The sequence below is a fragment of the Sulfuricurvum sp. genome (assembly GCF_028681615.1).
Taxonomy (GTDB): Bacteria; Campylobacterota; Campylobacteria; order Campylobacterales; family Sulfurimonadaceae; genus Sulfuricurvum.
This window is the reverse complement of sequence record NZ_JAQUHV010000009.1, coordinates 42,246-54,988: the sequence shown is the minus strand read 5'-3', so window position 1 is coordinate 54,988 and position 12,743 is coordinate 42,246. Positions and strand designations below refer to the sequence as shown.

General features: G+C 40.8%; 19 protein-coding genes. 15 read left to right on the top strand and 4 right to left on the bottom strand.

The features are described from left to right. Nucleotides 1–36 precede the first annotated feature (36 nt). On the bottom strand, nt 37–1,569 hold the full coding sequence (locus PHE37_RS09470) for a TraM recognition domain-containing protein (RefSeq protein WP_300008465.1): 1,533 nt from the start codon (nt 1,567–1,569) through the stop codon (nt 37–39). Between the two features lie 127 nt (nt 1,570–1,696). Between PHE37_RS09470 and PHE37_RS09465 the strand changes: the two genes are divergently transcribed. After that, the gene (locus PHE37_RS09465) at nt 1,697–1,915 is read left to right on the top strand and encodes an XRE family transcriptional regulator (protein ID WP_299997313.1); all 219 of its coding nucleotides are present in this window, start codon (nt 1,697–1,699) and stop codon (nt 1,913–1,915) included. Nucleotides 1,916–1,946: 31 nt separating this feature from the next. Here PHE37_RS09465 and PHE37_RS09460 read toward each other — a convergent pair whose 3' ends face one another. Then, entirely contained in the window at nt 1,947–3,266 is a 1,320-nt protein-coding gene (locus tag PHE37_RS09460; protein ID WP_299997316.1) for an integrase arm-type DNA-binding domain-containing protein, read from the bottom strand. Nucleotides 3,267–3,297: 31 nt separating this feature from the next. Between PHE37_RS09460 and PHE37_RS09455 the strand changes: the two genes are divergently transcribed. Continuing rightward, nucleotides 3,298–3,468 carry a hypothetical protein gene (locus PHE37_RS09455; RefSeq protein ID WP_299997319.1) on the top strand — a complete coding sequence of 57 codons (171 nt, stop codon included), beginning with the start codon at nt 3,298–3,300 and terminating at the stop codon, nt 3,466–3,468. Nucleotides 3,469–3,633: 165 nt separating this feature from the next. Here the strand turns inward: PHE37_RS09455 and PHE37_RS09450 are convergent, their stop codons facing one another. Together PHE37_RS09450 and PHE37_RS09445 are read right to left on the bottom strand one after the other, a co-directional pair. Further along, on the bottom strand, nt 3,634–4,329 hold the full coding sequence (locus tag PHE37_RS09450; protein WP_299997322.1) for a hypothetical protein: 696 nt from the start codon (nt 4,327–4,329) through the stop codon (nt 3,634–3,636). Nucleotides 4,330–4,341: 12 nt separating this feature from the next. Next, the gene (locus tag PHE37_RS09445; protein ID WP_299997325.1) at nt 4,342–4,956 is read right to left on the bottom strand and encodes a S24 family peptidase; all 615 of its coding nucleotides are present in this window, start codon (nt 4,954–4,956) and stop codon (nt 4,342–4,344) included. Nucleotides 4,957–5,311: 355 nt separating this feature from the next. On the opposite strand from PHE37_RS09445, the gene PHE37_RS09440 reads away from it, so the two are divergent. The 13 genes from PHE37_RS09440 to PHE37_RS09380 all read left to right on the top strand — a co-directional run bounded on the left by PHE37_RS09440 (nt 5,312) and on the right by PHE37_RS09380 (nt 12,691). Further along, nucleotides 5,312–5,590 carry a hypothetical protein gene (locus PHE37_RS09440; RefSeq protein WP_299997328.1) on the top strand — a complete coding sequence of 93 codons (279 nt, stop codon included), beginning with the start codon at nt 5,312–5,314 and terminating at the stop codon, nt 5,588–5,590. Between the two features lie 141 nt (nt 5,591–5,731). Further along, nucleotides 5,732–6,103, top strand: a complete 372-nt coding sequence (locus tag PHE37_RS09435) for a hypothetical protein (RefSeq protein ID WP_299997330.1) — start codon at nt 5,732–5,734, stop codon at nt 6,101–6,103. Nucleotides 6,104–6,112: 9 nt separating this feature from the next. Next, on the top strand, nt 6,113–8,290 hold the full coding sequence (locus PHE37_RS09430) for a transposase family protein (RefSeq protein WP_299997331.1): 2,178 nt from the start codon (nt 6,113–6,115) through the stop codon (nt 8,288–8,290). A 70-nt stretch (nt 8,291–8,360) separates the two neighbouring features. Continuing rightward, nucleotides 8,361–9,083, top strand: a complete 723-nt coding sequence (locus PHE37_RS09425; protein WP_299997334.1) for an AAA family ATPase — start codon at nt 8,361–8,363, stop codon at nt 9,081–9,083. After that, entirely contained in the window at nt 9,049–9,636 is a 588-nt protein-coding gene (locus tag PHE37_RS09420; RefSeq protein ID WP_300008462.1) for a hypothetical protein, read from the top strand. The genes PHE37_RS09425 and PHE37_RS09420 overlap by 35 nt, the downstream gene beginning before the upstream one ends. Next, nucleotides 9,584–9,907 carry a hypothetical protein gene (locus PHE37_RS09415; RefSeq protein ID WP_299997669.1) on the top strand — a complete coding sequence of 108 codons (324 nt, stop codon included), beginning with the start codon at nt 9,584–9,586 and terminating at the stop codon, nt 9,905–9,907. Before PHE37_RS09420 ends, PHE37_RS09415 begins: the two co-directional genes overlap by 53 nt. A gap of 203 nt (nt 9,908–10,110) precedes the next feature. Next, the gene (locus PHE37_RS09410; protein ID WP_299997672.1) at nt 10,111–10,275 is read left to right on the top strand and encodes a hypothetical protein; all 165 of its coding nucleotides are present in this window, start codon (nt 10,111–10,113) and stop codon (nt 10,273–10,275) included. 142 nt (nt 10,276–10,417) lie between these two features. Continuing rightward, nucleotides 10,418–11,077 (top strand): DUF3164 family protein, encoded by a 660-nt coding sequence (locus PHE37_RS09405; protein ID WP_299997675.1) that lies wholly within the window; start codon nt 10,418–10,420, stop codon nt 11,075–11,077. Continuing rightward, nucleotides 11,074–11,325: a hypothetical protein gene (locus PHE37_RS09400; protein ID WP_299997678.1), complete on the top strand. Its 252-nt coding sequence runs from the start codon at nt 11,074–11,076 to the stop codon at nt 11,323–11,325. The genes PHE37_RS09405 and PHE37_RS09400 overlap by 4 nt, the downstream gene beginning before the upstream one ends. Next, entirely contained in the window at nt 11,312–12,028 is a 717-nt protein-coding gene (locus PHE37_RS09395; RefSeq protein WP_299997681.1) for a hypothetical protein, read from the top strand. The genes PHE37_RS09400 and PHE37_RS09395 overlap by 14 nt, the downstream gene beginning before the upstream one ends. After that, nucleotides 12,025–12,177, top strand: a complete 153-nt coding sequence (locus tag PHE37_RS09390; RefSeq protein WP_299997683.1) for a hypothetical protein — start codon at nt 12,025–12,027, stop codon at nt 12,175–12,177. The genes PHE37_RS09395 and PHE37_RS09390 overlap by 4 nt, the downstream gene beginning before the upstream one ends. After that, the gene (locus PHE37_RS09385; protein ID WP_299997686.1) at nt 12,178–12,495 is read left to right on the top strand and encodes a hypothetical protein; all 318 of its coding nucleotides are present in this window, start codon (nt 12,178–12,180) and stop codon (nt 12,493–12,495) included. Continuing rightward, entirely contained in the window at nt 12,488–12,691 is a 204-nt protein-coding gene (locus tag PHE37_RS09380; protein WP_299997688.1) for a hypothetical protein, read from the top strand. The genes PHE37_RS09385 and PHE37_RS09380 overlap by 8 nt, the downstream gene beginning before the upstream one ends. Nucleotides 12,692–12,743: the final 52 nt, after the last annotated feature.

Sequence of the window (12,743 nt, the reverse complement as noted above, 5' to 3'; positions counted from 1 at the left end):
TTTTATTTTATAAATAATCTCCACCTCTACGATCAATCACACTGCCACTCCAAACAAACGATTATTTTTCAAATCTTTAACCCTGTCTCGAAGAACAGTGGATTTAACATTGGCTTCAGTTGGGTAGATGGTAGCAAAACTCATCGCTTGATCGGTCAGATTATACAGAATGATTTTTTCTTCTTTCTCAAATAGGGCATGATCGTACATGACAATTATTTTATGTTCCGTATTGCCAAGGTAGCGATTATAGAATTGGTGATTGCTTTGATATTTCCATTCCACATTATCCAAATCATGTTGATTAAAAAACATAGGCTCTGCTTCAAACTCTTGATCATCAAGTTCATTCATCAATTTAAATCTACCACCTTGTCCCATCCCTAAAAAATGAAGTCGAGTGTTGAAATTTTGCGCAAATGAGAGCCATCGGTCCCCACCCATTTTCGTAATCATCTGCTCGTGATTCTGTGCTGCCATGATCACCTCGACTTTACTTTCGCGGAGCACATCAATACGAATGTCGCTGTCAGACGATAACACGCGGTTTGCTTCATCGATGATAATGCTAATCGGGTGTACATTTTTATATTTTGAACGCGTAGCCAGCGATTCGAGTGTCTGATCGAGCAACGATGATAAAATCGGCGTAGAGAACGATTCGGTATTGATAACAATAATTTTCCCTTGATTCAATAATGATGCAATGCTCTCAGCGTGTGGATTATTGACATAACGGTCTTGAGCTAGGATATTGATCACAGAACTGACCATGAAGTAGGTCCCGTTATTTCCACTGGATTCCGATAAGTCTGCTTTGATCATTTTGCCTTTTAGGATTGTTTGAAGCTCGTTCAACTCATCGATCAGCTTTTCGGCTACAAGCAGTTGATCATTAAGACCCTTATTTTTTAGATGATTCGTTTCAATGGATTCAAGGACATGCGTGATCAACATATCAACATAGACACCGCTTTTTTGGGACACCATTGCAAATGCCACTGGATCATGAAAATAAGTGGAAATCTCTTTTGCTGTTAAAGGATTGATATCAATACTCCATACATACTCTTTTTCCGTTTTACTTTCCTTGTGGGTCAATGTTAATTCAATTGCCTTCATATCAAAAGTATCGATTCCAAATCGGTACAGTTTTTTCATGCCTAACAACCATTTGGCAAGCGGCATAAATAAATTGACTGCGCCTTCTTCCCAAAACGATTCTTTTGAACGTTTCAAAAAACGTCGGATAAAACTTTCTAGTTGACGTTCACTGAGATTATCCATCAAATTAACGGTGATTCCGTGGGGTTTGCCTAATTCAATGACATCATTCAAGCGGCCATAACAATCAGCGATGGATTTGACGACACGGTGTTCTTTCCCTTTTTCATCGAAAATCAACATTCCATATCCGGCTTTGATACGGCTATCCATGATCGGATTGATTCCACCGGTAGTTTTTCCATTTCCCGTCTTTCCGATAAAGAGAGCATGTTTGAATTCATCGATTGGTACCTCAATTGAGGTAGATTTTTTACTATTTAGTACAAATCCCATCTCTGCCATGATTTACTCCTTCAATATCCTTATGAATATTAATTTTTAAATTATAGTATTCATATGCTTACATTTAGCTTATTATTATATTCATTTGTATACTATTTGATAAAATTAGTATTCATAGGGATATAATTTGGATAGAGATAGCTTTAACCAAAAACTAAATGATGCCAAACTCTCTCGAAAAGAGTTCGCTGCTTTATTTGGACTAAATTATCAGAGTGTAAATGGTTGGGGAAGCAATGATAGAGAGTTTCCCTATTGGGTCGAATCGTGGCTCGACCTCTACATAGAAAATGAAAAATATAAACGGCTTAAAAGTGTGATAAAAGATATTCAGTTGGAAGATTGAAGAAGTCAGATTGCATCTCAAATAAAATTATTCACTCATATTTTCTGACTTTCAACTCGTCCAAGAAATCAGCCCACCACTGTAAAAGTTCCCTCATCTGTTCAGTGTAATCAGCCATATGTGCATAAGCTCGAACAACTTGATTGCCTTCTTGATGATCCAGAACTCTCTCTAATGCTTCAAATACTGCCCCGTGGTCTTTATGATGCGTTCGCGCCAGACTTGCATAAGTTCCTCGAAAACTATGCAGTGTCTGTTTTCTTCCACTCTCTTCATCCGTAAATCCCATTTTTCGTAATGCTTTATTACCGCTCTCTTTATTCACATGATATCGGCTGTCTTTGATACCGTGGAACACCCATTCGCCCCAACCTGTCAATTCCTTAGTTTCTTTCAATATTTCGATAGCTTGGCGAGACAAAGGTAAAACAAAATCAGGCAAATTTTTATCTTTGACTTTCATCTCAGAACGCTTGATGATGATTACACCTTTTTTTAAATGGATGTTATCCCATTTTAATGTTGCCAAATTACCTATTCTTAGCATTGTCAAAGCGGTAAGTCTTAGGACATTTCGCACTATGACACCACCTTCACCTTTATAACTATCCATCGCTCTGAGCATTTCACCCAATACTTTTTCATCGGTAATTTTTGGACGATGCTTCACTTCATGTTTTTTAAAAGCATCGATGCTTATTCTATCCGGGGTATTGATTTCGGTATGACCGTGATTGATCGCATATCGCCATAAGCGTTTACAGTCAATATAGCGACGATTAGCAACAACAGGTGCCGTCTTCTCTTTTTCCAATAATACTTTCAACAGTTCCGGATGAGTTATATCTTTGATATGTTTTGAGGAGACAATGTGCTTGTATTTATCATAGGTGCAGAAAAATGGAAATATATCATTTTCGAAAGAAGTAAATCTTTTTTTATGGGTACTTTCTGCATTTGTTAGACTATTCAACCAACCATATGCAACTTTATGAAACTGCCCTTCTGACATAGCCTGATTCTCAGCCTCTTTTTCGGCAATAATCTCTTTTGCTTTTTTACGCTCATCGATCGGATCAATACCTTCGAATGATTTACTCCTATATTCATCACGCATTACTCGTGCTTTTGCAAGAGTAACAGTAGGATAAGTTCCAAGCGTAGTCTTTTTAGGTTTACCATTGATCGTATAGCGTATTTCCCAAATTTTTCTGCCATCCGTTTTTACAAGCAGCTGCAAGCCATTGCCATCTGCTTTTGTGTAATCTTTATTTTCTTCAATGTTAGGCTTTAATTTTTTAATCTCGGTATCGGTAATGTGAGGGGTAGGATGAAATGAGAGTGAATCCAAAAGAGCGCTAATCCCTGAAATAGGGAGTTTTATGCGCGAATCACTTGTGTTTCATTTTCAAAGCAACACGTCGTTTCTTCACTCACGCGCAGTTTTGCGAAAATACCCGCTACATTTACGAAAATTACCGAGAAAATATCAATACACGCATATCAATCAATCGACCGTTTTAACGGCATTTATGGCGCGGATACGGGTATGAAAATTTTAGTGAAGAGTGAGCAGCTTATTCACACGAAGATTTTATGGCTTAGTGTGTTGTAAAGTTGTGGTAAATGGACATAAGATATGGACACTTATGGACGCATACTTATGGACACTATTAGGCGTATATATGGACAAAATATAATTTTAAATTCAAATATATTTAATTGTTAGATGGATGAGCACTATTATATTTAGCATAAAACTCAGTAAGCCATTCTTCTGCATCGACGCTTCCGCTCATTGGTTTAGTATGCGAGAAGAATTCCAGATAGGTCAACTCGTCCCATTTATTAGGTAATTGTGTTCTATCTACTTCAATACGTGCCCAATCTAAAGTATGATCGTAATTCCAAACTACAAATGATATTTTTCCTATATCAGATCTTTTAAATAGTGTTTTACTAAGGTCAAATATTCTTATAGCAACTCCATTCCAATCTTGCGCTCCACCCCATAATACTGATGACTTTATATTTACATCGACGTTATATTTCATACCTGCTTCAAATGTTGATCCTGCGTATTGTTGGTTAACAGTAGCGGATAATATATCGCTTGACTCGCTCATTATCATGGCATCAGTAAGATTATGGCTAGTGATATATAATTCATTAGTAGTTGAAACAGCTTTTTCAGTATTTACATGTTTTATTACTGATTGATTATTTTGCATAGACTTTGGTTCAAACAATGCAACACCAATCGTAAGCATTAAAAACCATATTAAAAGACCAGCTATTACGCCAGCAATATAAGATATTAATTTGCTATATCCTTTATCAATATAATTTTTTGAAATATTTTTCCATGCAAAGTAAGCACCAATAAATCCAATAATAAAAAATAAAATTACCATACTGTCCTCTTCTTAAATAATAATCCGTAAAACTTTTCCAACGATATGGAATACGCTCTGATCATCAGGATCAATAACCCAACTCTCATAGTCTTTATTGGCACTATTAATATGAAGTTTTCCATACGGATCGATCTGCAATATTTTAACCATCAACTCGTTTCTCCAGTTAAGAATATATAGACCATCACCACGCCATTCCGGATGCTCATCGAAAAGGACAAGTGAATCTGGATAGAGCATCGGTACCATACTATAACCATCAACTCCAATAAGACGTAATGTACCGTTTGGCTGTGTTTTGAGTAGTGACCGAGATATCGTCATAGTCTCAACTACCTCAAATTTATCAATAGACTCAAGGTGATTTCCGCATCCGGCAGATGCTTTTAATGCAACTCTTTGAATATTTAGTAAAGTTGGGTCAGTCTTAATACTGTCATTTGACCTTATAAGTTCAAATTTTGTAATCGCATTATTTGAAGCACCTCTTGATCTCCATGTACTTGCAGTAGCCTCACTAAATCCCAATAATACGGCAACTTGTTCAATGCTTGGGACATTGAAATAATCTTTCATCTCTTCTAAAATAGCTTTTCTATATTCTGTATTTTCAGTCTTTTCCACAAAACACCTTTATTTTATTGTCAAACGACTTGACAAGCAATGTCAAATGACTATATAATGCTCTAAGCCAAAAACATTCCACATTGTTTTTTTGGCTGTGTTCGCTTTTGGGTTCAATTATACACTATTCGTAATTTGTGGTTGATATATATGAAATTGAAAGCGTGTTGTTTTTTCAAATATCGAGGTGGTCTACCCGCGCCTCACGACTTCGGTCGGTGTTAAATACTGAACGGCTTTGCGCCAACTATATTCTGCCTATGAAAGGTCATAGGTGTTACTTGGGATGGGAGAGGATATAGTGAATACTTGAATGATCCCCCTTCGGGGAGATCATCAAAGTATTGGAGACATTATGAAAAAAACAATATGTATAGAGTGTTATGTAGATATTGAAGTAGATGAATCACGTCTAACAAAAGAACTCATGGATAACTATGAAAGATATATTACAGATATCAATGAGGATTCTGACTTTGATAAGTTCCCTACACAGCTTGAAAAGCATATTGCCAATATTACATGGCATATTTTAAGAGGTGATGATGATTTTATCGAGGGATACGGATATCTATCTCATCTAATAACTAAAAATAGCATCCAATTTGGAAGCTTTGAAGAAGTGAAGGATTAATCTTCACTTCATAGCAAAACATATCTAACGACCTTCATATTTTTATCCACTCCAAAGTTTTTTAATATGTACGGCTATACATATATGAGAACTTCGGTGTGGGTAACCCCCACTTTACCCCATCTTTTAAAAGGAATTGCTATGGATGAAATCGAACAAATGCAGATGATCATGGCTACGGTCGCGGAAGCCAAGGCAAACGGTAAAAAGCTCACGATAGAACAGGCTCAACGAAAGCTTCATCGTGAGTACATCACTCGTCAGCTTTGGAATAAGCACGGACTTCGACCGAAAGGGTTTCTCATCATCAGCGGTTTTATCGGTGATGAGGAAGAGGGATTTATCTCACCTGATCCTAAGATCGATACGATCTTTAACAGCTATCTGAATATGAGTAACAAACTCACCGGAGCGACTGGGAAAAAACTCAGATCGGCGATGGATGATTTAGGGATCGATTATCAGAACTCACCGACCTACCCGCTCGACAATCTCGAAGAGAATGCGGCGTAGGTGGTCGCTATGAAATACTTGGAAGCAAGGACGGCAGCAGTTGTACTGAATGTAGGATATGAAGGTATTGCAAAAGCTGTTAAACGCGGCTCAGATCAATATCCAAATATCTACATCAAAGGCAACGGTCGTGGCGGTAAAAAACTGCTAATCGGGGTGAGTGATGATGATCTGATGGAGGCATTACGCAGCGGAGTGATCGATAATAACATCGATCTATATGACGATTGCGGGATATTTTGCTCAATGGAAGATCGAAATACTCTTATTTCTAATTCAAAAAACGAAAAAGAGGTGATTACGGCGGTCGTTATCGCTCCGAATATGAAGCCGTATCTTAATGCATCACCGGATCAACGCACCAAAACGCTTCTAAAAATGGAGGTGGTAGAGGGTTATGATCAACGGGATCGGAGGATTAGTGCGAAAGAGTACATCCAAAGTCTAGACAATCGGTTCGATCCTATCGGTATAAACGAAGCGAAGCTGTTTCGGTGGAAAAAAGCGGTTGATGATGCGCGAAAAGTAGGTGAGAGTCCACTGGTCGCACTGCTCGATACCCGTGGTCGTGCTAAAGGCTCAGTCAGTATGAGTGAGAAGATGCAAGAAATGGCGGTGAGGATGTTCGCCCGTCGTGACAACCCGCTGAGGGTATCTGCCATCTATCAAAATATGCTCCATGAGTTTGGTGAAGCGACGATGTGCAGCTACGACGTACTCAATAATTTCATCAATCAATGGAAGATCAAGAACCATTCGCTCTATGCGTTCGCACAGAGTGCGGATAAATGGAAGAACACTTATCTGCCTGCTATGGGTAGCTTGAGTGAAAAGGCTCTTTATCCAAACCATTATTGGGAACTGGATTCTACCCCTGCGGATATTATCTGTCGAGATGGCAAGCGGTATGCGATACTAGGAATGATCGACATCTATTCGAGACGATGTGTGTTTTGGGTGGATGAGAGATCAAGCAGTTACAGCATTGCTCGGCTGCTTCGTAAAGCAATCCTACGATTGGGAATACCTGAGAACGTCGTCGTGGATAACGGGAAAGATTATCAATCCAACCACTTCGACTCGATCTGCTACAACCTCGGTATCGCAAAGGTAACGGTTCCGCCGTTTAGCGGTGATATGAAGCCGCATATCGAACGGATGTTCGGGACACTGAGCCGTGAGCTCTTCGAAGAGCTGGATGGATATATCGGTCACTCGGTAGCGGAGCGTTCAGCGATCCAATCACGGAGAGGCTTTGCCCATAAGATCGAGTCTCAAGCGAAATGGAGAGAGGAAGCACGAAAGGCAGAACAAAAAGAGTTTGAAAACCGATTCGCTATCAAAAAAAGTAATCTTGGATTAGAACTCAAGCTTCCGATAGAGGCCGATCAGCTCCAAAAGATTATTGACAAATGGTGTGACAATATCTATGAGCACAGAGGTCATAGCGGTATTAAAGATAAAACACCTGTAGCGAAATGGAAAGAACAAGCGATACCAGTCAAAGGTATCAGCGATTCGAGGATGCTCGATCTTCTCCTCGGAGAGAGCTTCGAGCGTAAGGTCGGGAAGAAAGGTATTAGACTCGATGGTGCGCTCTATCAGCATGTGGCGTTAGCCGAATATGTTGGGGAGATCGTTCGGATCATGACTCACTCCGACATGGGGTATGTAAGCGTGTACCGGATGAATTATGAACCGATCTGCGTTGCTGAGGATTATGAGTACATGGGCAAAAGCCGTGCTGAACTCGCCGAAGGTAAACGGATCGGACATCGGATCGCAAGAGAATACGCCAAGCTGCTTGAAACTTGGGAAGAGACAAGTCGCCGACTTGATCCAACGATTCGAGATCGTATCGAAGCATCGATGGAAGAGAGAAGCGGATGGAGTGGAGCGGCTACTATCGCCGTATCCAAAACAACTGAGACGATACGTGCAGTTAGTGACGGGGTAAGAGCGTTTGCTATGGCAGATGAAAAAGCTCTCGAAGAATCCAATATCATCAATATGAATGGAGAGAAACTACTGCCGAGCGGACGACCGACATTTAATCAGTTAGTTGATCGCTTCATGTGGGATTTAGAACATGATATGGTGGATGAATCAACCGATAAACTCAAACAAAAACAGCCTGATCTGTGGGACATCGCATATCGGGAACATGAACGTAAGAAGATTGGATAGCGGGGCGAATCGTCGCTCCGTGTTCGAGTCTTTGCTGGAACAAGGACTAAAAAACACTCAGGGAGCAACCATGATCGAAGAATTTATTGAAACACGAAATTATACCAACCTTTTGGCTGGTTTTTTAAATCTAAAGGCTTTGCCTACTACAGCACCACGCATGGGGCTAGGATTTGGGAACTTCGGGTTGGGAAAAACGGTCGGACTAGAGCGGATCGCAGCGAAAGAGAACGCGATATTGCTCAGAGCGGCTCAAACATGGAGTAAAACAAGTTTACTCATCAAACTATGTACTGAATTGGGACTCGACACTAAAGGGCATAGCTCGCAAATGTACGAACGGGTTAAAGAGTCATTCTTGATCGATCCGCGTATCGTGATCATCGACGAGGTAGATGCACTGCTAAAAGCTGAAAAGACTCCGGTGCTTGAACTGCTCCGCGATCTGCATGACGAAACACAGATCATCGTCTTTTTTATCGGTATGGAAGAGGCAAATGCCAAGTTTAAACGGCATAACCACTACTACAGCCGAATTGTAGAGCTGATCAAGTTTGAAGCGATACCGCGAGCGGACGTTGAAAAGTTTTGTGCGCTCAGTAGCGTAAAGATCGAAGCAGATTTGATGGACTTATTCGTCCAACGCTATCCAAATCTACGACAAATTAAAGTGATGCTGCTCCGACTGGAGAACTGGTGCGATATGAACGGCATCGAAAGTGTCAATTTGAACACATTTAAAACAAGCGGGGTTGAACATGGGCTTGGCGTACAAACGAGTAAGACGAAGTAAAAAACAGCAGATTTGGGAGTTTATGCGAAGAAATCGACAATTCAGAGCCGGAGATTTGATGATGATATTGGACGTTTCCCAAGATTTTTTAATGCCTATCTTCCGCGCTTTTGAATTATGCGGATATCTGCAGCTAAAAGCCGGAACCGATACGTTTAGAGATCGTATGTATCGACTCAATAAAGATACAGGTGTTCGATCCCCAAGCGTCCTTAAAAAACCATGCGACATTGTACGTGATATTAATACCGGAGAAGAGTTTATCCTCGATGGTACTCACCCCGTACAGATGGCGGATAAGCTCGCCCTACTCTACGCGATGAAATATAAAGAGATGTTTCGTGAGCAGATCGCTGTCATTTCAAATATCCACATATACTCTGCAAAAATGATCCGCTATATGGATGAGTTTACTGAGTACGGGATCATGGAACGGCTTCCAAGATCATCCAAGCGTCGCGATGATAGAAGAGTATTTAAAATCGATATGGAGAAACGCGATGACCTCATTAGAGCTCTTGAAGAAAGCCTGCGACCTAAATGGTCAGCGTAAGGTCGCTAAATCTATAAATCGCAGCGCAACAACGATCAATCAAACGCTTAACGGTACCTATCCAAACCCTGAACCGATACTGGAGATGATCCGATTGGCTTACGGTCACTTGGATTCGAATGATACTCAGTGTCCTACACTAGGAGTCATCCATCCGCAAACGTGTGAACGGTACCGAGAGTGGGCAATGAGTGAAAAGGTACATCCTGATCGACTATATCGGGAGGTCAAAGATAAGTGTACGAGTTGCACGATAGGAGGGAAACAGTGAAACAAGTCTACATTTGGGAAAGAAAGAATGTTCATACAGTGATCGGGTTGATAATGGCAGCAGTTGCGATTTTGATCGGAGTTATATGTGATCTATCGGGAGTGGTGGGATGAATTGGTTATCAGACTTATCAGCAGAAAAATTTATCCTCGTTATGTTAGGTGCTGCATTAATAGTCGGGATTGTTATGGAGGTATCTAAACATGGATGAAAAAGAAAAAGAGATCAAAGAAGGTGACTTTGTATTGGCAGACGGATTCAGAGGAAAAGTCATCCGTTTTCGTAAGCTCAACGGTGAAACGTTAGTAGATATCGAAATAGGAGGTGTAATCAATCCATATCAGATGAAAGATATTAAACCTGAGTGAAGAGTGTTTCTCAAGATCGCCGACGGGCGGTCTGATGGAGGACTCCAATAAATATGAGGCGGTTCCAATGGGACTTAGAATAAAAAAACCTATCAAGGTCGCAGTAGCTACGCGGTATGGATATGTATATTGGGAGAAAGTTATGGCAACAAAAAACGAACAAGGCCACTGGCGCAATAAGCAAGGCGGTTGGGTTCATCCTGATCTGGTATCGGTTGATAAAAAGCTCGAAGATGAGCTGGTAATCAAACTGGTTGAGGAAGCGAAACAAGAACATGAACGGATGGTTGATTTCAAAACTAAATCATTCGGTGATTGTTATTCATTTGTAGACCTGCTTCGCCAAGAGTACGGCATGGATCGACTCTCAGGGTCTGAAGTCGGGTCGGTAACCCTCAAAGCGTTTGATGGTACGGCAGAGGTTCAAATCCAAGTAGCAAAGCTGATCACGTTTGATCAAAAGCTCACTCTTGCAAAAGAAAAGATCGATGAGTATCTCACCGAGAAAACAGAGTTTGCAGATGCTGAGATTCAAACGCTGATCATGAGAGCCTTCGAAGTGCGAAACGGTAAGGTAGACGCGAAGCAGATCATATCGCTCAAGTCATACAAAATTGAGCATCCTAAGTGGCTCGAAGCGATGGCAATGATCGATGATGCGACTGAGATCGCCGGAACGAAAAGCTACATCCGTTTTAAAGAGCGAAAAGACGGAGACATCTCCGGAGAGCTGAATACTATCGTACTTGATCTCGCATCGGTACCGGTTAGAGCAAAGATTGAAAAAGGAGTCCAATCATGAGCAAAGCACCATCTTATGCCCCGATCATCCGTCGGGTTAAAAATGGATCGGTAACTTTTGAAGAGGTTGAGTATCACCATGAAGCACTTGAGCCTCATAGCGGAAGCGATGTGTTCTGTGATATGGAAGTTGATGTAGAAACGGAGAAGTGCTGCTATCGCATCTATGATGCTTGGGAGAATGAAATCTGTGTCATTGAATTGAAAACTATGGATACTATCGAGGAGGCGGTCAATGTCAAAAAGTGAAACAATCTGGATTCCGGACAACTATTATCAAGGATTTTTACGCGGTTGCTTGGCCAATGAACTGATTGAAGAAACTCCATCGAAAACGGCACTTGAAAATGCCGGTTGTGAGATCAGTGCCCTATGCTATCTAATCACCCCTGATGGGAAACAACATAACCCGCGTATTATGAAACCAAATGATCTTTCGACATCGATTCGTAAACTGTTCTCAGCAAAAGTAAGTGATGAACCGGAACAAACTGATTCGACACCGAAGACACTTCCTGAAGAGGTCGGAGATATGATCATGTCTGCAACCTCTCAACGCTGCGATACGTGTAATGAAAGTAAGCCGATCGAAGCATTTAAAAAGTTTCCGGGTCGAGGTATCAAACGGAAAAGCACCTGTATTGAATGTGAGGCTAAAGCAAAAGCAGAAACTACAAATGCAAGTCATATGAACGGATCTGAATTTAAACGGAAGCTCAAAGATACATTGTTAGGTTCTAATGAGTCTGCAAGTACTCCGGATCAGGAACCGAAAGCAGAGATCATCGTCACAGATGCTGAGATCATTGAGAAACATCCAACCGTATGCGTAACGCTAGCTTATCTCAAACGACTTGCAACTGATGCCTATGAGCGTGGGCGAGAGTATGAGAGAAGCAATGTTGAAACGGTCGAACCGTCGCTTGATGAGCTACTGGGGATCGGGGCATGAGTACCTTTGAACGTGTCGATGCGATCGTTCGTCAGAAACGGTATGAGTCAGGATGTGTCATGCGCCAAGAGCAGATGATATCCAATGCTAATATCGAAGCACTTCGGAAGATGAGAGCTGAGATCGAGGCGAAGATAAAAGGAGCATGAATGGATAATTTTTTAGAAAATGTACATCAAGAGCGGCAAAGACATATCAATATTGAAGGCTATAAGCCTGAAGATGATGATAAATACATCAATGGTGAACTTGCAAATGCAGCAGCTTGTTATGCCGCTTCATGCCCTATATTCAAAGTAGCCAATAGCACTATCTTCCCAATTCGTTCTCTCTTCCCTTGGAATCCTACTTTTTTTAAGAAACATAAACATGACCGTAAAAAGCAAATTGTCATAGCGGCATCATTGCTTATGGCTGAGTATGAACGGTTAGATAGGGAAGAGAATAAGGAGAAGATCGATGAGTGAATTTGAAGAGCGTACAGTATCCGGAAGTGGAGTCCAGTATTTCGGAGCTAAACAAAAACATCCTAGACTCAAAGAGTATAACGGAAAAAAGGTATTGGTATCCGCTACGCTCGATGAAAATAAGAAAACAGTAATCGTATGCATGTATAGACAACATGGAAAAGAACAATTGATATGTGCTATGAGTCAACGATGACGTGGATTTAACAGCCTCCAGTGAGCTGGGGGCGATTGAATCAACTTGCATT

Bases quoted from the DNA above. Each gene is read 5' to 3' on its own strand.
- PHE37_RS09470 (WP_300008465.1), bottom strand. From the start codon at position 1,569: ATGGCAGAGATGGGATTTGTACTAAATAGTAAAAAATCTACCTCAATT.
- PHE37_RS09455 (WP_299997319.1), top strand. From the start codon at position 3,298: ATGCGCGAATCACTTGTGTTTCATTTTCAAAGCAACACGTCGTTTCTT.
- PHE37_RS09450 (WP_299997322.1), bottom strand. From the start codon at position 4,329: ATGGTAATTTTATTTTTTATTATTGGATTTATTGGTGCTTACTTTGCA.
- PHE37_RS09440 (WP_299997328.1), top strand. From the start codon at position 5,312: ATGAAAAAAACAATATGTATAGAGTGTTATGTAGATATTGAAGTAGAT.
- PHE37_RS09435 (WP_299997330.1), top strand. From the start codon at position 5,732: ATGGATGAAATCGAACAAATGCAGATGATCATGGCTACGGTCGCGGAA.
- PHE37_RS09430 (WP_299997331.1), top strand. From the start codon at position 6,113: ATGAAATACTTGGAAGCAAGGACGGCAGCAGTTGTACTGAATGTAGGA.
- PHE37_RS09425 (WP_299997334.1), top strand. From the start codon at position 8,361: ATGATCGAAGAATTTATTGAAACACGAAATTATACCAACCTTTTGGCT.
- PHE37_RS09420 (WP_300008462.1), top strand. From the start codon at position 9,049: ATGGGCTTGGCGTACAAACGAGTAAGACGAAGTAAAAAACAGCAGATT.
- PHE37_RS09415 (WP_299997669.1), top strand. From the start codon at position 9,584: ATGACCTCATTAGAGCTCTTGAAGAAAGCCTGCGACCTAAATGGTCAG.
- PHE37_RS09410 (WP_299997672.1), top strand. From the start codon at position 10,111: ATGGATGAAAAAGAAAAAGAGATCAAAGAAGGTGACTTTGTATTGGCA.
- PHE37_RS09405 (WP_299997675.1), top strand. From the start codon at position 10,418: ATGGCAACAAAAAACGAACAAGGCCACTGGCGCAATAAGCAAGGCGGT.
- PHE37_RS09400 (WP_299997678.1), top strand. From the start codon at position 11,074: ATGAGCAAAGCACCATCTTATGCCCCGATCATCCGTCGGGTTAAAAAT.
- PHE37_RS09395 (WP_299997681.1), top strand. From the start codon at position 11,312: ATGTCAAAAAGTGAAACAATCTGGATTCCGGACAACTATTATCAAGGA.
- PHE37_RS09390 (WP_299997683.1), top strand. From the start codon at position 12,025: ATGAGTACCTTTGAACGTGTCGATGCGATCGTTCGTCAGAAACGGTAT.
- PHE37_RS09385 (WP_299997686.1), top strand. From the start codon at position 12,178: ATGGATAATTTTTTAGAAAATGTACATCAAGAGCGGCAAAGACATATC.
- PHE37_RS09380 (WP_299997688.1), top strand. From the start codon at position 12,488: ATGAGTGAATTTGAAGAGCGTACAGTATCCGGAAGTGGAGTCCAGTAT.